The sequence below is a fragment of the Trueperella bernardiae genome, assembly GCF_001469025.1.
GTDB lineage: Bacteria > Actinomycetota > Actinomycetes > Actinomycetales > Actinomycetaceae > Trueperella > Trueperella bernardiae.
Genome location: NZ_LNIZ01000007.1, coordinates 61,320 through 81,351 on the forward strand (window position 1 = coordinate 61,320; position 20,032 = coordinate 81,351).

A 20,032-nucleotide genomic window follows, 5' to 3' on the forward strand; every position below is an offset into this window, starting at 1 on the left:
CGCCGGCGAGAACCGCTAGAATACGACACGTGCAACGAGTCTTAGTTTCCGCCCCCGCAAAAGTGAACCTGGCCCTGCGCGTCGGCGGCCCGCGTCCCGACGGCTTTCACCCCCTCGACACGGTCTTCGAAGCGATCGACATCTTCGACGACGTCGAGGTACGGCCCGCGCCCGAGCTCACCGTGTCCATCTCTGGGCTGGGGGAGGACCTACCGACCGATGAGTCGAACCTGGCTATCCGCGCCGGCCGTGCTCTGCAGTCCCGCGCGCGCGAGGTGGGCTTGGACTGCCCGGCCGGCGCCAACATCCGCATCACCAAGCGCATCCCCGTGGCCGGGGGGATGGCCGGGGGTTCCGCCGACGCCGCCGCCACCCTCGTGGCCCTCAACGAGCTGTGGGGGCTCGGGCTGAGCGCCGAGGAGCTGCGGGCGATTGGCGGGGAACTGGGCTCGGACGTGCCGTTCGCGCTCATGGGTGGCCTGGCCCACGGCGTCGGGCGCGGGGAAGAACTTGCGCCGCTGCGGGCCGGGGCGATGCATGCGTGGGTGCTGCTCACGCGCGAGCACGGCCTGTCCACGCCCGCCGTTTTCCGCCAGTTCGACGCGATGTACCCAGGTGCGGGCGAGCCCGCCGACACCGCCGAATTGCGTGCCGCTCTCGCCGGCCCCGCGATCGACACCGTGGCCGCCCTCCTCGCCAACGACCTCCAGGCCCCCGCCTGCGCGCTTCGCCCCGAGATCGGCGCGGAGATTGAGCTTATCGAAGCCGCCGGCCGCGCTGTCGTCCTCTCCGGGTCCGGACCCACGATCGCCGTGCTTACCTCGCCCGAGCAGGCCGAGGAGCTCGCTGCGCAGATGCGCGCCGACTTCCCCTACGACGTCCACATCGCCTACGGCCCCACCGCCGGCGCACACGTCAGGATGGCCGAGTAGTGGCGCACATCCTGGGCATGGAGGAGGTCGGAGTCTCGCTCGGGTCCCGGCCGATCGTCGGCGGCCTCAACCTCTCCCTCGAAGACGGCAACCGCATCGGCATCGTGGGCCCGAATGGTGGCGGCAAGACTACCGTGCTGCGCCTCCTCACCCGTGCCCTCGAGCCCGACACCGGCCGCGTCACCGTCCGCGGCGGCACCCGCTTCGCCGTGCTTTCTCAGCGTGACGGCCTCGACCCCGACCTCACTGTCCGCGATGCCATTCACGAGGATGCCGCGACCTTCGAGTGGGCCTCGGACGCGCGCGTTCGCGAGCTCCATGCGGGCCTCATTCCGGAGGTCGACCTCGACCGGCCACTCGGCCAACTCTCCGGCGGGCAGCGCCGGCGCGTGGCCCTGGCGGCGACGCTGGTGCGGGATGCCGACGTCGTCGTGCTCGACGAGCCCACCAACCACCTGGACATCGAGGGCGTGACCTACCTGGCCGCCTACCTGAACGAGCGTTTCGCGCGCGGGGAGGGTGCGCTAGTCGTCGTCACGCATGACCGCTGGTTCCTTGACGCCGTCTGCACGCGGCTGTGGGAGGTGGTGCCCGGCAACGACGGCGCCGGCGGGCGCGCGCCCGTGCCCGGACACGTGGAAACCTATGAGGGCGGGTATGGCGCCTACATCCTCCAGCGTGCCGAGCGGCAGCGTCTTGCGGCCCAGGCGGCCGAAAAGCGGGCGAACCTGCTGCGCAAGGAGCTGGCTTGGCTGCGCCGGGGCGCGCCCGCTCGCACGTCCAAGCCCAAGTTCCGCATCGAGGCGGCCAACGAGCTCATCGCGAACGAGCCGCCGCCGCGTGACACCGTGGAGCTGACCAAGATGGCCACCACGCGCCTGGGCAAGAAGGTGGTGGACCTTGAGGACGTGACCTTCGCCTGGCCCGGGCGGGTTGAGCCCGTCTTGCGGGACGTCACGCTGCGGCTCGCGCCCGGCGAGCGCGTGGGGATCCTCGGACGCAACGGCGCCGGAAAGTCCTCTCTGCTCGGACTGATCGCGGGCGCGCTCGAGCCGACCGAGGGCGCGGTCAAGCGCGGCAAGACGGTGGAGCTGGCGGTGCTCAGCCAGGACACGAAAGAGCTCGACGAGGTCGCTCACCGCCGGGTGGTCGAGTCCGTGGCGGACGTGGCCACCCACATGATGGTGGGCGGCAAGGAGGTCTCCGCCTCGCAGCTGGTGGAGCGGCTCGGCTTCACCCGCGAGCGTGCGTGGACTCCCGTGGCCGACCTGTCGGGTGGTGAACGACGCCGCCTGCAGTTCCTCCGCCTGCTCATGCGCGAGCCCAACGTGCTCCTGCTCGACGAACCCACCAACGACCTGGACACCGACACCCTTGCCGCAATTGAGGACCTGCTCGACACGTGGCCAGGCACCCTGGTGGTTGTCTCGCACGACCGCTATCTGCTCGAACGGACCACCGACCACCAGGTCGCCGTGATGGGTGGGCAGGTGCGCGACCTGCCCGGTGGCGTGGATCAGTACCTCCAGCTCTCCGAGGCGGCCGAGGCGGGCGCGGCTAGTGGCTTGGGCGCGGGTGGGGCGACGGCGTCGTCGGACATGGCACCGGCGGGCGCAGCTCCGCTAAAGAACGCGGCCAAGGAGCGCGAGGCGCGCAAGGACATGGAGCGCGCCGAGCGGAAGATGGGGCGCGTGCGGGACAAGATCGAGAAGCTGGGTGTGGCGCAGGGCGAGGTCGCGGCGACCGTGGGGGAGACGGGCGACTACGAGCGCCTGGCCGCCCTCGGCAAGGAAATCGTGGCGCTGAAGGACGAGCTCGAGGGCCTGGAGTTGGAGTGGCTCGAGGCGGGGGAGCGCGCCGAATACTACGGGTGACTTCACGTTTATCTCGATGTGAAGTAAACTCTCGGCATGGACAAGCACGATGAGGTGGACCGCGTTGTAGCGGCCTGGCGCGCCCAACGCCCCGACTTTGATGTCGAGCCCCTGGAGATTTTTTCCCGGCTCTTGCGGGTGAACCGGCACTTTACGAAGGTGCGCAAAGCGGTCTACGCGCGCCACGGGCTCGAGACCTGGGAGTTTGAGATGCTCGCCGCCCTGCGCCGCGACCCCGCCCACGTACTCACGGCCGGTCAGCTCATGAAAGACACGTTCGTCTCCTCCGGCACGATCACCAACCGGATCGACCGCATGCAAGCCCGCGGGCTGGTCAAGCGCAAGTCAGCTCCCGACGACGGGCGCGTGGTCAAGGTGGCCGCCACGAAGAAGGGACTCACGGCTGTCGACGAGGCGATGGCCGACCTGCTTGAGATCGAGCACGATATCCTGGCCCAGTTCGCCGACGAACAAAACGAGCGGGCAGCCGGCTACCTGCGCGACATGCTGCTCACCCTCGTAGACCTGAAGATCAAGCCCGCGGAGCCGGCCGGCAAGTAGGCGCGGCCCCGCGCGGCCTGCCGCCGGGCCACGGCGTGCATCTGCTGCACTAAACCGCAAGATGCTGCACTAAATTACCGTAAATTAGTGCAGCATCTTGCGGTTTTGTATAGCATCTGCGGAAATCCGGGGCTTCCGCCACGGCGGGGCAGGGCCGCCGCCTTACTGGCCGCGGAAGCCCTGGGCCAGGGAGAGTCGCTTGCCCGTGTGCAGGATCGAGTTGGAGTAGATCTTGCCGGCCACCATCGCCACCAGCGGGATCGCCACCAGGCCCAACCCGGCCGCGAGCACCATCTCACCCACCGGCACCGCGCCGTAGGCCTGGCGCACCGGGATCATGAACGGGCTGATGCCGGGAATCATGGACACTACCTTCGTCCACACCGAATCCGGCGCGGAGGGCACCATGAACAGGGCGAGGTAGAACGGGATGAGCATGCCGAGCGTCAGCGGCGTGGTGACCGCGCCCAGGTCCTCCTGGCGCGAGGCCAGTGAGGCGAAGGCGCCCATGAGCATCGCGTAGAAGAAGAAGCCTAGGATCAGCCACACGAGCATCCAGCCCAGGTAACTGCCGATGTTGATCGAGAAGTTGACGCCGGCAATCTGGAGGCCGATGTAGATCGACGCGCCAAGGATAGCGAATTGTACGAGCAAGAACGCGCCAATGCCGAGGATCTTGCCGAGCAGGAGCGTGCGCGGGCGTACCGAGGTCAGCAGGATCTCCACCACGCGCGAGGACTTTTCCTGCACCACGCCGTTGGCGATCGTGGTCATGCCCATCATGATCATCATGAACAGGATCAAGATGCCCGCGAGCGAGGTGAAGTAGCCGACCGGGTCGGTCGCCATGAGGAAGCCCGAGTCGAAGGAGACGAACGTGGGCATCACGGCCACGGAGGCGGCCAGCTCGCCGTAGTCGGCGTCGGTCAGCGTTACGCCCTTCGATTCGACCAGGTAGGCGGTGGCGGCCAGGTTCGTCACGTTCGTGACCACCGGATCCACGCCCTCAGCCGCGTTGCCGGGCACCATCAGGCTGGGATCGCCCGGTGTGCCCGTGAGCACGGCCGCGTTGGGTTCGTCCGCCTCGTGCCGGGCTTCGAGGTAGGACTTGGCGCCACCCGAGTCGATCGGCTCGGTCGCGATCGAGCCCGCCCCTACCTTCTCCAGGTAGGGCGCGTAGTCGCTCATTTGCTCCTCCACGGCGATGGTCACCGTGTCGGGGTCGGCCGGATCGGAGCCGGAGTCGTCGTTCAAAAAGTAGCGGGCGGCAAAGCTACCAAGAAGGATGAGAGCCGCCATGACCGCGATCGAGATAACCATGGCCTTCGAGCGTGCCATCGTGGTGAATTCGCGCTTCATGATGTGAACGAGCATTACTTCTTACCTCCAAACAGGCCAAGGAGGCCCTTCTTCGGTTTCGTCTCTTCGGGCTGCGGTTCGGGCACCTGGACGATGTTGCCAAACAGGTCGGTGAGCGTGGGTCGCACGTGCGTAAACCCGTGGACCGCGCCGGCGCCCATCGCCGCCTGCAGCACCTGCTGGTCGGTGACCGCTCCCGTCAGCCGCACGCGCACGTGGTTCCGCTCCACCTCGGGAGTAAGACCAAGCCCGCGAATGGCGCCAGCCGTGGCGGTGGCGTCGGGAACCTCGAGCTCAAGGAGCGTGTCGGAGCCGGAAGAGCGCAACTCGTCGATCGTGCCCTCGGCGGCGATCTTGCCGAGCGAGGCGATGCCCACGCGGTCGCACAGGCGCTCCACCAGATCGAGCTGGTGGGAGGAGAAGACCACCGTGGCTCCGGCCTCCGCCTTTTCGCGCAACACGGTGCTCATGTCGGCCACGGCGAGCGGGTCGAGGCCGGAGAAGGGCTCGTCGAGCACCAGCACCTCAGGGTTGTGAACGAGGGCCGCCGCGAGCTGCACGCGCTGCTGGTTGCCGAGCGACAGGGCCTGGACCTCATCGCCGCGGCGCATGTGAACGCCGAGCCGCTCCGTCCAGTACTCCATCGCCGTCCTCGCCTCGGATTCTGACAGGCCGTGCAGGCGCGCGAAGTAGATCAGTTGCTCGCCCACCTTCATCTTCGGGTACAGGCCGCGCTCCTCGGGCATGTACCCAAAGTGCTGGCGGTCCTCGAAGGTGAGCGGCTTGCCATCGCGCGAGACCTCGCCCGAATCGGTGCTGAGCACGCCCAGGGCGATGCGCATCGTGGTGGTCTTGCCGGCGCCGTTGGAGCCGACGAAACCATAAAGCTCGCCTGGATGAACGGTGAAGTTCATCCCGTCAAGCGCCTGGGTCTTCCCAAAGCGCTTGTAGAGTTGGTGAATGTCAAGACTCATGATCCTCCTTAGGGCTCGTGCGAGTCTATAGATCAAGGGTAGCGCGGCGGGGTGCGGGCGGCGGGAACGCGGCTCTGATCGCGCTACTTACTCGCGCCCCGGAAGCTCTAGGGTCGGTTCGTGCTCCAGCCCGCGCAGCCCGTTCCACATGAGGTTGACCAGGTGGGCGGCGAGGACCTCCTTCTCCGGCGCCTTGTCATTGGCCCAGATCTGGCCCATCGTGCCCACCGCGCCAGCCAGCATCTGGGCGTACAGCGGCGCCGTTTCCACGTCGAAGCCCAGGTGGTCGAAGTAGGCGGCCAGCAGCTCCGTGAGGTATTCGCCCATGTCGGACATGATCGTGGAGAACTGCGCGCCCGCAATCGCCTGCGGCGACTGGTGGACCAGCAGCCCGAAGCCATCCGGGTTGACCTCGATGTAGTCGAGCATCGCCAGGATCGAGCCTTCGAGCGCCTCGCGCGGGGCGAGTGCCGGGCGGACCTTTTCTTGTAGCAGCTCGTACAGTGCCGTGGTCTCCCGGTCCACGATCACTTGGTACAGGCCTTCCTTGCCGCCGAAGTGCTCGTAGATGACCGGCTTGGATACGCCGGCCGCGGTGGCAATCTCCTCCACTGACACGGCGTCAAAGCCGTGGGCGGCAAACAGATGGCGGCCGATGCCGATCAGCTGTTCGCGCCGTTGAATACGCGACATCCGTGAACGCTTTGGCCGAGGATCTGCGGTGGGCTCAGTTGTCATGTTCCCATTATCTCAAATGCCACCGACATTGCTAAGACCACCCCGGCTTGATTGGAAAACACGGGGCGGAAACTGGCACAATGGTAGGGAATTCCGCCATGGTGTAATGGCAGCACACGGGTCTTTGGAACCCTTTGTCTAGGTTCGAATCCTAGTGGCGGAGCGCTGACCCCAGGAGGAATCATGGCCGAACTCACCGCAGCGATCGTCCTTGCAGCTGGCAAGGGCACCCGCATCAAGTCCTCGATCCCCAAGGTGCTTCTACCGATGAACGGCCGCTCTTTGGTGGGGCATGCCAACGACGCCGTCGTCGGGGCTGGCGCCCAGCACATCGTTTTCGTGGTGCGCCACGAGCGCGAGCAGGTTGCCGCCCACATCTCCCAGATCAACCCGGGCGCCACGATTGTCGATCAGGACGACATCAAGGGCACCGGACGCGCCGCGTGGTGTGGACTCCAGGGCCTGCCGGCCAACCTCGAGGGTTCGGTGCTCATCATGGCGGGCGACTCGCCGATGTTCACCGCGGACACGCTCGCCGAGCTCGCCCGTGTTCACCGCGCAGGCTCCAACGCCGTCACCGTGCTTTCCACGGTGGTCGAGGACGCCACCGGCTACGGCCGCATCATGCGCGATGAAGCTGGGGGTGTGATCGGGATCGTCGAGCATAAGGACGCCACGCCCGAACAGCTCAAGATTCGCGAGATCGGCACCTCCACCTACGTCTTCGACATCGCCTTCCTGCGCGAATCCCTCGACACGCTCGACACGAACAACTCCCAGGGGGAGATGTACCTGACCGACGTCGTCGCCCGGGCTCACCAGCTCGGCGCGGGCGTCGGTTCCTTCGTCCTGGAGGATTCCGTCCAGGCCGAGGGCGTCAACGACCTGGTCCAGCTCGCCACCCTGCGCGCGGAGAAGAACCGCCGCATTCAGGAAGCCTGGATGCGCACCGGCGTCCACATCGTCGACCCGGCCACCACCCACGTCGACGTCGATGTCCGCCTCGAACCCGACTCGATCGTCCAGCCCGGCACCGTCCTGCGCGGGACCACGCGAGTGGCCGCATTCGCCGTCGTCGGTCCGAACACCGAACTTGACTCGGTGGACGTGGGGGAGAGGGCGGTTGTGGCCCACGCGGTCGTCGTCGGCACAAAGATCGCACCCGGCGAGGTAGTCTCGCCATTCAGCACGCGTAACACCAACAAGTAAGAAGGGCCCACCGGGCCCCACTGACGCGGGGTAGGGTGGGAAGTATCACTCAGGCACCGCGGACGCGGCCGAAGAAAAGGGAAGTGGAATGACGGGAATTCACGCCAGCGGCGCGAAGCATCTGGTTCTGGCGAGCGGGCGCGCTCACCCCGAGCTGGCGAAGGCGGTGGCTGACGAACTCGGAATCGACCTCCTGCCCGTCACCGCCTACGATTTCGCAAACTCCGAAATCTACGTGCGATTCGACGAATCGCTGCGCGGCTCGGACGTGTTCGTCCTCCAGTCCATCACGGTCCCGGTCAACAAGTGGATCATGGAGACCCTCATTATGGTCGACGCCGCAAAGCGAGCCTCGGCCAAGCGCATCACGGTGGTCGTGCCCTCTTACCCCTACGCCCGCCAGGACAAGAAGCACAAGGGCCGCGAGCCGATCTCGGCCCGTCTCATGGCGGACCTGTTCAAGACGGCCGGCGCGGACCGCATCATGTCGGTGGACCTACACGCCGCCCAGTCCCAGGGCTTCTTCGACGGGCCGGTGGACCACCTGTGGGCCATGCCCACGCTGGTGAACTACGTGCGCACCCGCATCGAGCCGCACGAGTCCGTCATCGTCTCTCCTGACGCCGGGCGCATCAAGGTTGCCGAGCAGTGGGGCGAGCGCCTCGGCGGCGTCCCGCTCGCCTTCGTGCACAAGACCCGCGACATCACCCGCCCCAACCAGGCCACCGCGAACCGCGTGGTGGGTGACGTGGTGGGCCGCACCGCCGTCATCGTGGACGACCTCATTGACACCGCCGGCACCATCGCGGGGGCCGTGCGCGTGGTACTCGAGGCCGGCGCTAAGGACGTCATCATCGCCGCCACCCACGGCGTGCTCTCCGACCCGGCCGCCCAGCGCCTGGCGGACTGCGGCGTGCGCGAGGTGATCCTCACCGACACGCTACCCATCCCCGTGGAGAAGCGCTTCCCACAGCTGACCATCCTGCCGATCGCGCCGGTCCTGGCCCGCGCCATCCAGGAGGTCTTCAACGACGGTTCGGTCACCAGTCTGTTTGACGGCGCTCACGCCTAGCGTGGGACGCGGGCGGGTGCTCGGCGCAAGTCTGGTGTTGGGCGCGGGCGGCGTCGTGCGCTGTGAAATTCCCCCACCTGTTTCCGGAATCGGCAAGGCGGACGGTAGGATAATGGGGTTGCCTCGGCGAGGGAAGCGCGTGCTTCCGTTATCGACGCGGTGTCTATGCCTGGCGTAGCCTCCGTATCGGGGCCATCCGCTCACAGCGCGTGAGCCTAGTAGAACAGGAGATAGACATGGAAAAGCAGATTCTTCAGATCGCCGAGCGTACTGAGTTCGGTAAGGGCGCGTCGCGCCGCATCCGCCGGGAGGGCGGCCTGCCCGTCGTCGTCTACGGCCACGGCGCTGAGCCCAAGCACTACGTTGTCGACTACCACGACGCGTTCCTCATGGTCCGCGGCAACCCCAACGCGCTGCTCACCCTCAAGTCAGACGACGTCGAGCAACTGGTCATGGTCAAGGACGTGCAGCGCAACCCGCTCACCCGCAACATCGAGCACCTCGATCTGCTGCGCGTGAAGGCCGGCGAGAAGGTGGCCGTTGAAGTTCCGGTCGTCGTTGAGGGCGAGCCCATGGGCGACGCGATCGCAACCATCGAGCTTATGGTCCTGCCGGTCGAGGTCCCGGTCCAGGAGATCCCCGAGGCGATTGTCATTGACGTCGAGGGCGTGGAAGATGGCACCAACATCACCATCGCCGACGTGAAGTTCCCGACCGACGTCACCACCGACCTGCCGGAGGACGAGGTCGTGGTGGTTGTGGCCGTTCCGCAGGTTGAGGCGCTGCCCGAGGCCGAGGAAGGCGACGCCGCCGAGGCTCCGGCTGAGGAGGCTCCGGCCGAGGACGCCGAGTAAGCAAGGCGCACATCAGCCAATCTTGCGCAGGGCTCGCCCGTGGGGCGAGCCCTGCCCCATTTTCTGGCTGCTTTCTGGCAGTGCACAAGCGGCTTTCTGGCAGTGCGCCGGCCGTCCGATAGATCGGGGGCGGGCATCGTTGGTAAAGTTTCGGTGGAGGGAAAATGTTTGCAGTCATTGGCCTAGGCAACCCGGGGCCCAAGTATGAAGCCACGCGCCACAACATCGGCCAGCACGTGATCCACGAGCTGGCTCGCAGGGCGGGTTCGTCGCTGTCGATGCACAAGCAGTCGAACACGCGGGCGGCGTCGGTACGGATCGGCATCGGCCCTGGTCAGCCGGGGGAGCCGGTGGTGCTCGGCGTGTCTAACGGCTACATGAACACCTCGGGCGGGCCGGTCAGCTCGCTGCTCAAGTACTACAAGGTGGCCCCGGAGGACCTGATCGTTGTTCACGACGAGCTTGACCTGCCCTTCGGCCAGCTCAAACTCAAGCGCGGCGGTGGGTCTGGCGGCCACAATGGCCTCAAGTCGATCACGCAGTCGCTCGGCACGCAGGACTACATCCGCCTCCGTTTCGGCGTGGGCCGCCCGCCGGGCCGCCAGGATCCGGCCGACTTCGTGCTCTCCCCCTTCTCCTCGAAGGAGGACAAGGAGGTCGACCTGCTCATTGCGCTCGCGGCCGACGCTGTCGAAGACGTCCTCCTCCTTGGCCTGGACAAGGCCACCATGCGCCTTCACACCAAGTAACCCGGTAGCTTTAAGGACCTCATGGATCTGCGCCCCGTTCTTTCAGTCCTCGCCGACCAGGACACGCTGTCCTCGCGCGCGAACTCCCGCTTCGCCGACTTCGGTATGCCGCGTGGCGCCTTCGCCCCAGCGATCGCTGAGCTCCTGGCCTCGGGGGACGGTCGGCTACAGGTGGCGGTGACGGCGTCGGGACGCGAAGCCGAGGACCTGCGCGACGCCCTGCGCGCCTACGTCCCGGCAGAGAAGATGGCGATTTTCCCCGCATGGGAAACCCTCCCGCACGAGCGCCTTTCGCCCCGCTCGGACACGGTGGCCGAGCGCCTGACCACCCTGCGCCGCCTTGCTCACCCCGAAGACTTCCCCGAGCTGCGCGTGCTACTCGTGCCGATCCGTGCCTTCCTCCAGCCGATCGCGGCTGGGCTGGGCGAACTGGCGCCGGTGCGGCTGGCCGTGGGCGACGTCGTCGACTTCGATGACCTGCAAGAACGCCTGGTCGCTACCGCCTACGAGCGGGTGGACATGATCGAGGCGCGCGGGCAGTTCGCCGTGCGCGGCGGGATCATCGACGTCTTTCCGCCCACCTCCGACTCCCCGTTGCGAGTCGAATTCTTCGGCGATGAGGTGGACGAGATCCGCTCCTTCGCCGTAGCCGACCAGCGTTCACTGGACGACGTCGGGCACCTGTACGCCCCGCCGTGCCGGGAAATGCTGCTCAACGACGACGTTCGCTCGCGTGCCGCCCAGGCCCTCACGGAGCTGCCGGGCGCGGTGGACATGCTCGACAGGATCGCGAACGGGATCGCGGTGGAGGGCATGGAGTCGCTACAGCCGGTGCTGGTGGAGCAGATGCACCCGTTCGTCGACGAGCTGCCCGCCACCGCGCGGATCATCATGATTGAGCCGGAGCGGATCGAGGCCCGCGCGCAGTCCCTTCAGGAGACCACGGAGGAGTTCCTGGCGGCGGCGTGGTCCTCGGCGGCGGCCGGCGGCGAGATCCCGATCTCGGTATCGAAGGCGTCCTTCCTTGAGATCCCGGACGTGCGCGCCCATGCGCGCGAGCTCGGCCTGGGCTGGTGGAGGCTCGGCGGGTTCGCAGGCGAGGACACCGTTCAGCTGCCCCTGCGCGAGCCACGCAACTTCGCCGGCGACGTCGACGCCGCCCTTCGCGAGCTCGGCCACAAGGCCCGCCAGCAGTGGCGGATCGTTGTGGCGGTCGAGGGCGCGGGTTTGGGGCGCCGCCTGGTCGAACAGCTTTCCGACGCCGACGTGCCCGCCCGCTTCTCCGAGGACCTGGGCGAGGTGCGGCCCGGGGTCGTCGAGATCGTTACCGCGCCCGTCCAGTCCGGGTTCATCGCCGACGCCGAAAAGTTCGCCCTGCTGGGTGCGAGTGAGCTCATCGGGCGCAAGCGCTCGAGGTCGGCCCAACAGCGGCAGATGCCGAAGCGGCGCAAGAACGCTGTCGACCCTCTGCAGCTCAAGCCGGGCGACTACGTGGTGCACGCGCGCCACGGCGTCGCGCAATTCGTCCAGCTCGCCAAGCGCAAACTGGGCGGGCCGAACGGGACACAGCGCGAATACGTGGTGCTTGAATACGCGCCGTCCAAGCGCGGGCAGGCACGCGACCAGCTGTGGGTGCCTACCGACCAGCTCGACCAGATCTCGAAGTACGCCGGCGGCGACGCGCCCACCCTCAACAAGATGGGCGGGGCTGACTGGGAAAAGACGAAGTCAAAGGCGCGGGCCGCGGTCAAGCAGATCGCGAAGGAGCTCGTGCGGCTCTACGCCCAGCGACGGGCCACCAAAGGCCACGCCTTCGCCCCCGACACCCCGTGGCAACACGAGCTGGAGGACGCCTTCGAATTTGTGGAGACGCCGGACCAGCTCTCCACCATCGAAGAGGTCAAGCGCGACATGGAGGCACCCGAGCCGATGGACCGCCTCATCTCCGGCGACGTCGGCTACGGCAAGACCGAGATCGCCGTCCGGGCCGCGTTCAAGGCCGTGCAGGACGGTAAGCAGGTGGCGGTCCTCGCGCCCACCACCCTGCTTGTGCAGCAGCACCTCGAGACCTTCCAGGAGCGCTACGCCGGATTTCCCGTCAAAGTGGCGGGCCTGTCACGTTTCCAGACGGACAAGGAGTCGGAGGACGTCAAGGACGGGGTGCGACGCGGGGAGATCGACGTCGTGATCGGAACCCACCGCCTCATCACCGGCGACGTGCGGTTCAAAGACCTGGGGCTCGTGATCATCGACGAGGAGCAGCGCTTCGGTGTCGAGCACAAGGAGACCCTCAAGCAGATGTACCCCACGGTGGACGTGCTGTCGATGTCGGCCACCCCGATCCCGCGTACGCTCGAAATGGCGGTGACGGGGCTGAGGCAGATGTCCACGCTTGCCACCCCGCCCGAGGAGCGCCACCCCATTCTCACGTATGTGGGCGCGCACGAGGACCAGCAGATCGCGGCGGCCATCAAACGCGAGCTCCTGCGCGACGGGCAGGTCTTCTACGTCCACAACCGTACCGAATCCATCAACCGGGTGGCGACCCACCTGTCCGAACTGGTGCCCGACGCGCGGATCGGCGTCGCGCACGGAAAAATGAGCGAGAACCAACTCGAGGCCGTGATCCAAGAGTTTTGGGACAAGGACATCGACGTGCTCGTGTGTACCACGATCGTGGAAACCGGGCTCGACATCTCGAACGCCAACACGCTGATCGTGGAAAATGCCCACAAGCTCGGGCTTTCGCAGCTCCACCAGTTGCGCGGGCGTGTGGGGCGCGGGCGCGAGCGCGCATACGCCTACTTCCTCTACCCGCGAGACGGGTCCATGACCGAGACCGCGATCGAGCGGCTGCGCACCATCGCCGCTCACACCGAGCTCGGCGCCGGCTTCCAGGTGGCGCTCAAGGACCTGGAGATCCGCGGCGCCGGCAACCTGCTGGGCGGGGAGCAGTCCGGACACATCGCCGGGGTTGGCTTTGACCTGTACATCCGCATGGTTTCCGAGGCCGTGGCGGGGATGACCGGGCGCGACACCCGCACCGAGGCAGAGAAGGCCGCCGAAACCCGCATCGAGTTGCCGGTGGACGCCTACGTGCCCGAATCGTGGGTGACGTCCGAGCGGCTGCGGCTGGAGATCTACACGAAGATCGCCGCGTCGACGACCGAGGCGCAACGGGCCGACATCCACCAGGAACTCGTGGACCGGTACGGCTCCGTGCCCGTGGAGGTGGAGCGGCTCTTCACGCTGGCCCAGCTGAGGGAGAAGGTGCGGTCCGTGGGGATCGAGGAGATCGTCATGCAGGGCAATAACGTGCGCTTCGCGCCCGTGGTGATACCCGATTCGCGCCACGCGCGGCTGCGCCGTCTCTACCCGAAGGCGATCGCCAAGCCCGCCATCCGGACGCTACTTGTGCCCCTGCCCGTGGAGAACGAGCGGCGGCTTGGCGCGGCAAAGGTCATCGAGGGCGACGCCGTGGTGCAATTCGTGGAGCAGGTGGTCGACTCGGTGATGCTGGCGAGCATCGGCAGTTAGGCCGGGCGCGGGGCGGCAGTGGGGCCGGCTGGCGTGGGGTGCGGGGCCTGGCTGCATGGGGCCGGGTTGTCAGGCGCCGCCACCGGAAACCCTGCGAGGGTTCTTGTCTGGCTGTCAGCTTGTAGGGTGCTCTTCCTCAATGGTGTGGTCGAGCAACCACCGGGTGATGTATTGGAGGTCGGCTCACTTCGCGACCGTCAGGCCGAACTCGATGAGCTCGTCATTTGTTGCCGTCAGGGTGATGCCCTCCAGAGTTCTGTCAGAGCACGGTTGTACCGGTCGGCAAACTGCTTTGCCATGTGCATGACGAGCTCATCCGGGACATCCTCGGCAACCTCAGGTTGAGCCTGGTCTGCCTGGTAGGCCTCGGCGTCGTCGAACTTCATCAAGATGAAATGGGGTTTGTTGTTCTTGAGGATCACCACTTGCCCCTTGATGTCGGTCAGTCTGGCGACCTTGGAAAAGTTCTGGTTCGCGTCGCGCATGGAGACTAGAGCGTCGCTATCGATCAGCATCGTGCACCACCTCGGTCCTATTGTTTGTAGCTATAGTATGTCCTACTTGCCTGATCTGGGACAAGGGCCTGAGTGGTGGCGGGTCCGTAGGCGGGAGCGGGTGTGAGAAGGGTGCCGGGAGAGCGTGGGTGATCTCGGGGCGGGGCGAGTCCGCGCGGAGTCGGGACGAAAGACGCCCGCGCGTGCGTCGCGTCACAGCAAGGGATTGCCCCAGGAGATGAAAAGTTGGGAGATCTGGGCGGGGCGGTGTCTTTTGTCGGTGATTCGTAGGACAATAGTGGGTGGAGGTAGTGCAGTCCCGCTGCGGTACCGAAAGTAACCCTATAGAAGGAGTTCTTGTGGCAAACATTGAAGCCGTTCACGCTCGTGAGATTCTTGATTCGCGCGGCAACCCCACCGTTGAGGTTGAGGTCCTGCTGGATGACGGCCACTACGGCCGCGCTGGCGTTCCGTCCGGCGCATCGACCGGCGCCTTCGAGGCGGTTGAGCTTCGTGATGGCGACAAGGCCCGCTACGGCGGCAAGGGCACCTTGAAGGCTGTTGCCAACGTGATCGAGGAGATGGAAGAGGAGCTCATCGGCCTCGACGCCTCCGAGCAGCGCTACATTGACCAGATCCTGCGTGACCTCGATGGCACCCCGAACAAGGGCAAGCTGGGTGCCAACGGCATCCTCGGCGTTTCGCTCGCTGTGGCGAAGGCTTCCGCTGAGTCCGCTGGCCTCTCGCTCTTCTCCTACCTTGGTGGCCCGAACGCCCACGTTCTGCCCGTCCCGATGATGAACATCCTCAACGGTGGCTCGCACGCCGATTCCAACGTTGACATCCAGGAGTTCATGATCGCCCCGATCGGTGCTCCGACCTTCAAGGAAGCCCTGCGCATGGGCGCCGAGGTCTACCACGAGCTGAAGGCGGTGCTCAAGGAGCGCGGCCTGTCCACCGGCCTGGGTGACGAGGGCGGCTTCGCCCCGAACCTTGAGACCAACGCTGCGGCCCTCGATCTGATCGTTGAGGCCATCGAGCGCGCTGGCTACAAGCCGGGCGCCGACGTCGCTCTCGCACTTGACGTTGCCTCCACCGAGTTCTTCAAGGATGGCAAGTACATGTTCGAGGGTGGCGAGAAGGATACCGCTTACATGGTGGACTACTACGAGAAACTCATCACCGACTACCCGATCGTCTCCATTGAGGATCCGCTCTCGGAGGACGAGTGGGAGGATTGGAAGGCCCTCACCGAGCGTATCGGTGACCGCGTCCAGCTCGTCGGCGATGACCTCTTCGTCACCAACCCGGAGCGCCTCGCCAAGGGCATCGAGATGGATGTGGCGAACGCCCTGCTCGTGAAGGTGAACCAGATTGGTACCCTCACCGAGACCCTCGAGGCCGTGGAGATGGCCCACCGCGCCGGCTACAAGTCGATGACCTCGCACCGCTCCGGTGAGACCGAGGACACCACGATTGCCGACCTCGCCGTTGCCACCAACTCCGGCCAGATCAAGACCGGTGCTCCGGCTCGTGGCGAGCGCGTCAACAAGTACAACCAGCTCCTGCGCATCGAGGAGGAGCTCGACGACGCGGCCGTCTACGCCGGCCGTTCCGCGTTCCCGCGCTTCAAGGCTTAAGTTCATAGCCTGAAAAAGGGGTCCGGGGTTGGGAAACCGACCCCGGGCCCCTTTTGTTGCGCCGGCGTGCTGAGACGCGCCTGACTGTGGCGCGCCCATCGGCCTTTCCCGGTTGACGACGGACGGGCCCTAGACTGGGAGCCATGAGTTCGCGGCGTCCACCATCGTCCGCCCGGGGCCAGGGCGGCCGCCGGCCTACCCGGAATTCCGCGGCATCTGCGGCTCGCCGCCGCCATAGCGAGGACCTGCGAAACCAGGACCCTCAGCGCCGCCAGGGTGCGTCGTCGGGGCCGGAGACGCGCAAGCCGACGTCGTCGGGAAAGGGTGCCCGGCGGGCGGGGAAGAACGAGGCAGGCACTTCGACTCGGGCCGACGGTACTCGCGCCAACAGCACGCGAACCGGCACCCGAACCACGAACACGCGAACCAGCTCCCGGTCCGGTAGCAACCGCCCCGGCGGCTCCCGCGGATCCCAGGATCGTTTCGCGAAGAAGTTCAACGTGCGGTTTTCGTCGGGGGAACGCACCCGCCAGTTTTCGGTACGCATGCTCGCGGTGGCACTGTTCGCGCTGGTGGGGATCATTATTGTGGCGAGTCCGCTCAACCAGTACCTGAATCAGCAGCAGGAGAAGCGCGAGCTGCTGAGCCAGCTGCAGGAGACCACGGCCCGCGTAGAGGTGCTCGAGCAGGAGCTGGCGCGGTGGCAGGATGACGACTTCGTGCGCTCCCAGGCCCGCGAGCGGCTCGGCTACGTGATGCCAGGGGAGACTCTCTACCTCGTCTCGGACCCGGAGAAGGGCACCCCGGAGGAGATCCGGGCGGAGCGGACGAAGGAAGTCAACGATCGGCGCCGGCAGGCCACGCCGTTCTACCAGACGATGTGGGATTCGATCCAGATCGCGGGCGCGGCGGGCGAGGTGGTCAACCCGTCGAACATTCCGCTCATTGGAACGACGCCGGAGCAGGACACCACCCCCACCGACACGGCTCCGGTCGAGGATGAGACATCCACGACCCCGCCCGCCGATGAGGAGGGCGAAGGCTAGCAGGTAGGCTTAGGGCTATGAATGAAACGCCCCAGGTTACCCCTGAGATTCTGCGCCAGATTGCCGCGAATGCGAGCCCGATCCGTGATACCGACGTCGAGGTGTTGACCGAGCAGCTCGGCCGGCACCCGCGTGGGCTGGTGGGGATCGGGGCGCGGTGCGCATGCGGTAATCCCGCGGTGACGATCACGTATCCGCGCCTGCCCGACGGGACCCCGTTCCCCACGCTCTTCTACCTCTCGCTGCCGGCGTTGGTGAAGCGTATTTCGCGCGCCGAGTCGTCGGGGCAGATGGAGGCGTTCAACGAGCGCCTCGCGAACGACCCCGATTACCGCGCCGCCCACGAGCGCGCCCACGTCTCCTACATTGAGCGGCGCAACCTGCTGGAGGACGTGGAACACCTGGCGGACCGTTCGGCTGGCGGCATGCCGGACCGCGTCAAGTGCCTGCACGCGCTGGCGGGCTACGCGCTCGCGGTGGGCCCCGGGGTGTGCCCTGCTGGCGACGACGCCCTGGCCCTCGTCGGTTGGGACACCGCCGTGTGCCACTGCCAGGATCCGGCTGAGGAGGGCGCGGAATGAGGGTTGCCGGAATTGATTGCGGCACGAACTCGATCCGGCTGTTGATCGCCGACGTCGACGCCGCGGCTGGCGAGCTGATCGACGTCGTGCGCCGGATGGAGGTCTCGCGTCTGGGGCAGGGCGTGGATCGGACCGGGCGCTTTGACCCGGAGGCCCTGGCCCGCACGCTCACGTTCGTGGATGACTACGCGGCACAGTGCCGCGAGCACGGGGTGGAGTCGATCCGGTTCGCGGCCACGTCCGCCACGCGCGATGCTGCCAACCGGCAGTTGTTCGTCGACGGCGTCCGGGAGCGTCTCGGCATTGACCTCCAGGTGCTGACGGGTGAGGAGGAGGCGCGGGCGTCCTTTACGGGGGCGATCTCGGCGCTGGCCTCGGCCGATGACCCGCTCCTCACCGTTGACCTGGGCGGCGGGTCCACCGAGTTCGTGCTCGGCCGGAGCGACGGCATCGTGCTGGGCGCAGCCTCGATGGACGTGGGGTGCGTGCGGATTTACGAGCGCCACCTCAAGGATTCGGGGGAGGCGGGCATCGAGGCTGCGCGGGCCGACGTGCGCGCGGCAATGGACGCCACTGGCATCGACTTCTCTGCGGCCCGCACGCTCATCGGGCTGGCTGGCACGATTACGACCGTGACGGCGAAGGCGCTCGACCTCGACGTCTACGACCCCGAGCGCATCCACGCCACCCGCCTGCCCTTTGCGGAGATCGACGAGGCGTGCGAGTGGTTCATCCACGCCAGCGTCGAGGAGCGCGCGGCCCGCGGATTCATGCACCCGGGGCGCGTGGATGTGATCGGCGCCGGATCGCTCGTGTGGCAGGAGATCATCCGCCGCCTCGAGCGCGAAACGGAGAACACGACGGCGCTGACGAGTGCGGTGACCTCCGAGCACGACATCCTTGACGGGATGACGCTCTGGGCCGCACGCGAACCCAACCCTCCACACCTGTAACGCGAGCGGCCCGGGCGCCGTAGCACCCGGGCCGCTGGATGAGCGGTCGTCGCCGGCCCAGCGGCCGGACTGGCCGGACTAGCGGTCGTAGTGGCCGGGCCCGACCTCGGGTTCGCCGCCGGGGACCTCGCCCCAGGACTCTTCGATCGTGTCGTCGGCGAGCACCTCGTGGCGCTCCAGGGTGGCGCGGTTTTCGGTCATGTGCTCGTAGTCGTAGACCGGGGCGTGGTGGCGGTGCCACTTGGCACGCCCGCGCAGGAAGAACGCGCCGACCACGAGCGAGATGAGGGTGCCGAGCAGCACGGCCACGCGGGCGTGCGGGCCGGCCGGGTCGTGATCGGGGAAGGACAGGGTGGCGATCAGCAGCGACACGGTGAAGCCGATGCCGGCGATGAACGCCATCGCGTTCACGTCGCCCATGTAGAGGTTCTTGCCCAGCTGGAGTTTGAATACGTACACCATGAGTGCCACGCCGCCGGTGATGCCGATCATCTTGCCCAGCGGCAGGCCGAGGTAGATGCCCATGGCCGCCGGGTCGGTCAGCATCGCCATGACGCCACCGGAATCCACCACGTTCACGCCCGCCGCGAAGAACGCGAACACGGGCAAGATGATGCCGGCGGAGTAGAACTCGAGCTTCTCGGTGAGCTCCTCGGTGAGCGGCAGCTTCTCTGTGGCGAGCTTCTTGGCGGGGATGGTCATGCCCATGAGCACGCCGGCGATCGTGGCGTGGATGCCGGAGGAGAACATGAAGTACCAGGCCACCAGCCCGATCGGCCACAGCAGGTACCACTTGATGATGCGCTTCTGGGCGAGCGTGCCGAAGGCGGCCACCACCAGGATCGACAGCCCGAGGTAAATGAAGTTGAGGTTGTCGGAGAAGAAGACCGCGATGATGAGGATGCCGAGCAGGTCGTCCACCACCGCGAGGGTCATGAGGAAGGTGCGTAGCGCGATGGGCAGGCCCTTGCCAAACAGGCCGAGCACGCCGAGCGCGAAGGCGATGTCGGTGGCAACCGGCACGGCCCAGCCGTTCCAGTTCGGATCGGCGGAGAGCAGCTGGATGGTCACGTACACGAGCACCGGCCCGATCATGCCGAACACCGCGGCGAGGATCGGCACCAGCGCCTTACGGATGTCGCGCAGCGAGCCGACCACAAACTCCTGCTTGAGCTCCATGCCCACGATGAAGAAGAACAGGGCGAGCAAGAAGTCGGCCGAGATGAGCGAAAGGCTCATCCCGTGCCCGTGCAACTCAAACAGGGAGGTGTTCGCGAGGGAATCGTACGCGTTCCGCGCACCCTGGACCGGGAAATTCGCCCAGATCAGGGCGAGCACCGCCCCGATAATGAGGACGACTCCGGCGGTCGTTTCGTTCTTCAGGGCCTGGTGGTAACGCGCGATCATATAAGTCCAATCCTCGTGTCGTTGACCTCCCCAGTCTAAAACGTTCCGCCTA

18 protein-coding genes and 1 tRNA gene are annotated in these 20,032 nt (G+C 66.6%); 13 read left to right on the forward strand and 6 right to left on the reverse strand.

Features of this window, described 5'->3' with window-relative positions; all coding sequences use genetic code 11:
- Window positions 1-29: 29 nt before the first annotated feature.
- Genes AQZ59_RS07210 through AQZ59_RS07220 form a run of 3 tightly spaced genes read left to right on the forward strand, consistent with a single transcriptional unit; the run spans window position 30 to window position 3,367 of the window.
- Entirely contained in the window at window positions 30-932 is a 903-nt protein-coding gene (locus tag AQZ59_RS07210; RefSeq protein WP_070445694.1) for a 4-(cytidine 5'-diphospho)-2-C-methyl-D-erythritol kinase, read from the forward strand.
- On the forward strand, window positions 932-2,806 hold the full coding sequence (locus tag AQZ59_RS07215) for an ABC-F family ATP-binding cassette domain-containing protein (RefSeq protein WP_201783170.1): 1,875 nt from the start codon (window positions 932-934) through the stop codon (window positions 2,804-2,806). The genes AQZ59_RS07210 and AQZ59_RS07215 overlap by 1 nt, the downstream gene beginning before the upstream one ends.
- 36 nt (window positions 2,807-2,842) lie before the next feature.
- A complete protein-coding gene (locus AQZ59_RS07220; protein WP_062613997.1) occupies window positions 2,843-3,367 on the forward strand; it encodes a MarR family winged helix-turn-helix transcriptional regulator in 525 nt (174 codons plus the stop codon).
- Window positions 3,368-3,529: 162 nt separating this feature from the next.
- Here the strand turns inward: AQZ59_RS07220 and AQZ59_RS07225 are convergent, their stop codons facing one another.
- The 3 genes from AQZ59_RS07225 to AQZ59_RS07235 form a co-directional block, all read right to left on the reverse strand.
- On the reverse strand, window positions 3,530-4,741 hold the full coding sequence (locus tag AQZ59_RS07225) for an ABC transporter permease (protein WP_062613998.1): 1,212 nt from the start codon (window positions 4,739-4,741) through the stop codon (window positions 3,530-3,532).
- The gene (locus AQZ59_RS07230; protein ID WP_062613999.1) at window positions 4,741-5,700 is read right to left on the reverse strand and encodes an ABC transporter ATP-binding protein; all 960 of its coding nucleotides are present in this window, start codon (window positions 5,698-5,700) and stop codon (window positions 4,741-4,743) included. The genes AQZ59_RS07225 and AQZ59_RS07230 overlap by 1 nt, the downstream gene beginning before the upstream one ends.
- Before the next feature lie 87 nt (window positions 5,701-5,787).
- Complete coding sequence (locus tag AQZ59_RS07235) at window positions 5,788-6,393, reverse strand: TetR/AcrR family transcriptional regulator (protein ID WP_062614000.1); 606 nt, start codon at window positions 6,391-6,393, stop codon at window positions 5,788-5,790.
- Between the two features lie 137 nt (window positions 6,394-6,530).
- Here AQZ59_RS07235 and AQZ59_RS07240 point away from each other — a divergent pair.
- The 6 genes from AQZ59_RS07240 (at window position 6,531) to mfd (ending at window position 13,859) form a co-directional block, all read left to right on the forward strand.
- A tRNA-Gln gene (locus AQZ59_RS07240) sits at window positions 6,531-6,601 on the forward strand.
- Window positions 6,602-6,621: 20 nt separating this feature from the next.
- Complete coding sequence (locus AQZ59_RS07245) at window positions 6,622-7,647, forward strand: NTP transferase domain-containing protein (protein WP_062614001.1); 1,026 nt, start codon at window positions 6,622-6,624, stop codon at window positions 7,645-7,647.
- An 88-nt stretch (window positions 7,648-7,735) separates the two neighbouring features.
- Complete coding sequence (locus tag AQZ59_RS07250) at window positions 7,736-8,719, forward strand: ribose-phosphate diphosphokinase (RefSeq protein WP_062614002.1); 984 nt, start codon at window positions 7,736-7,738, stop codon at window positions 8,717-8,719.
- Window positions 8,720-8,955: 236 nt separating this feature from the next.
- Window positions 8,956-9,573 (forward strand): 50S ribosomal protein L25/general stress protein Ctc, encoded by a 618-nt coding sequence (locus AQZ59_RS07255; RefSeq protein WP_062614003.1) that lies wholly within the window; start codon window positions 8,956-8,958, stop codon window positions 9,571-9,573.
- A 164-nt stretch (window positions 9,574-9,737) separates the two neighbouring features.
- Entirely contained in the window at window positions 9,738-10,322 is a 585-nt protein-coding gene (pth, locus tag AQZ59_RS07260) for an aminoacyl-tRNA hydrolase (RefSeq protein ID WP_062614004.1), read from the forward strand.
- Between the two features lie 21 nt (window positions 10,323-10,343).
- Window positions 10,344-13,859: a transcription-repair coupling factor gene (gene mfd, locus AQZ59_RS07265; RefSeq protein ID WP_062614005.1), complete on the forward strand. Its 3,516-nt coding sequence runs from the start codon at window positions 10,344-10,346 to the stop codon at window positions 13,857-13,859.
- Window positions 13,860-14,092: 233 nt separating this feature from the next.
- Here the strand turns inward: mfd and AQZ59_RS07270 are convergent, their stop codons facing one another.
- Window positions 14,093-14,374 carry a type II toxin-antitoxin system Phd/YefM family antitoxin gene (locus AQZ59_RS07270; protein ID WP_062614006.1) on the reverse strand — a complete coding sequence of 94 codons (282 nt, stop codon included), beginning with the start codon at window positions 14,372-14,374 and terminating at the stop codon, window positions 14,093-14,095.
- 338 nt (window positions 14,375-14,712) lie between these two features.
- Here AQZ59_RS07270 and eno point away from each other — a divergent pair, with 338 nt between their 5' ends.
- On the forward strand, window positions 14,713-15,993 hold the full coding sequence (gene eno / locus AQZ59_RS07275; protein WP_062614007.1) for a phosphopyruvate hydratase: 1,281 nt from the start codon (window positions 14,713-14,715) through the stop codon (window positions 15,991-15,993).
- Between the two features lie 262 nt (window positions 15,994-16,255).
- On the opposite strand, the gene AQZ59_RS09435 is transcribed toward eno, so the two are convergent.
- Window positions 16,256-16,540 (reverse strand): hypothetical protein, encoded by a 285-nt coding sequence (locus AQZ59_RS09435; protein ID WP_152994734.1) that lies wholly within the window; start codon window positions 16,538-16,540, stop codon window positions 16,256-16,258.
- Here AQZ59_RS09435 and AQZ59_RS09440 point away from each other — a divergent pair.
- Genes AQZ59_RS09440 through AQZ59_RS07290 form a run of 3 tightly spaced genes read left to right on the forward strand, consistent with a single transcriptional unit; the run spans window position 16,539 to window position 18,573 of the window.
- Complete coding sequence (locus AQZ59_RS09440; RefSeq protein WP_143602029.1) at window positions 16,539-17,039, forward strand: FtsB family cell division protein; 501 nt, start codon at window positions 16,539-16,541, stop codon at window positions 17,037-17,039. The two genes, AQZ59_RS09435 and AQZ59_RS09440, sit on opposite strands and share 2 nt — an antisense overlap.
- Window positions 17,040-17,056: 17 nt before the next feature.
- Window positions 17,057-17,620, forward strand: coding sequence for a DUF501 domain-containing protein (locus tag AQZ59_RS07285; RefSeq protein WP_082661218.1), 564 nt, complete (start codon window positions 17,057-17,059; stop codon window positions 17,618-17,620).
- A complete protein-coding gene (locus AQZ59_RS07290) occupies window positions 17,617-18,573 on the forward strand; it encodes a Ppx/GppA phosphatase family protein (RefSeq protein WP_062614009.1) in 957 nt (318 codons plus the stop codon). Before AQZ59_RS07285 ends, AQZ59_RS07290 begins: the two co-directional genes overlap by 4 nt.
- Before the next feature lie 78 nt (window positions 18,574-18,651).
- Here the strand turns inward: AQZ59_RS07290 and nhaA are convergent, their stop codons facing one another.
- Window positions 18,652-19,980, reverse strand: coding sequence for a Na+/H+ antiporter NhaA (nhaA, locus tag AQZ59_RS07295; protein ID WP_068538761.1), 1,329 nt, complete (start codon window positions 19,978-19,980; stop codon window positions 18,652-18,654).
- Window positions 19,981-20,032: the final 52 nt, after the last annotated feature.

Coding starts and splice junctions, on each gene's coding strand:
- AQZ59_RS07230 (WP_062613999.1), bottom strand. CDS start 5,700: ATGAGTCTTGACATTCACCAACTCTACAAGCGCTTTGGGAAGACCCAG.
- AQZ59_RS09440 (WP_143602029.1), top strand. CDS start 16,539: ATGCTCGCGGTGGCACTGTTCGCGCTGGTGGGGATCATTATTGTGGCG.
- AQZ59_RS07235 (WP_062614000.1), bottom strand. CDS start 6,393: ATGTCGCGTATTCAACGGCGCGAACAGCTGATCGGCATCGGCCGCCAT.
- AQZ59_RS07225 (WP_062613998.1), bottom strand. CDS start 4,741: ATGCTCGTTCACATCATGAAGCGCGAATTCACCACGATGGCACGCTCG.
- mfd (WP_062614005.1), top strand. CDS start 10,344: ATGGATCTGCGCCCCGTTCTTTCAGTCCTCGCCGACCAGGACACGCTG.
- AQZ59_RS07250 (WP_062614002.1), top strand. CDS start 7,736: ATGACGGGAATTCACGCCAGCGGCGCGAAGCATCTGGTTCTGGCGAGC.
- AQZ59_RS07245 (WP_062614001.1), top strand. CDS start 6,622: ATGGCCGAACTCACCGCAGCGATCGTCCTTGCAGCTGGCAAGGGCACC.
- nhaA (WP_068538761.1), bottom strand. CDS start 19,980: ATGATCGCGCGTTACCACCAGGCCCTGAAGAACGAAACGACCGCCGGA.
- AQZ59_RS07220 (WP_062613997.1), top strand. CDS start 2,843: ATGGACAAGCACGATGAGGTGGACCGCGTTGTAGCGGCCTGGCGCGCC.
- AQZ59_RS09435 (WP_152994734.1), bottom strand. CDS start 16,540: ATGCGTACCGAAAACTGGCGGGTGCGTTCCCCCGACGAAAACCGCACG.
- AQZ59_RS07270 (WP_062614006.1), bottom strand. CDS start 14,374: ATGCTGATCGATAGCGACGCTCTAGTCTCCATGCGCGACGCGAACCAG.
- AQZ59_RS07290 (WP_062614009.1), top strand. CDS start 17,617: ATGAGGGTTGCCGGAATTGATTGCGGCACGAACTCGATCCGGCTGTTG.
- pth (WP_062614004.1), top strand. CDS start 9,738: ATGTTTGCAGTCATTGGCCTAGGCAACCCGGGGCCCAAGTATGAAGCC.
- AQZ59_RS07255 (WP_062614003.1), top strand. CDS start 8,956: ATGGAAAAGCAGATTCTTCAGATCGCCGAGCGTACTGAGTTCGGTAAG.
- AQZ59_RS07285 (WP_082661218.1), top strand. CDS start 17,057: ATGAATGAAACGCCCCAGGTTACCCCTGAGATTCTGCGCCAGATTGCC.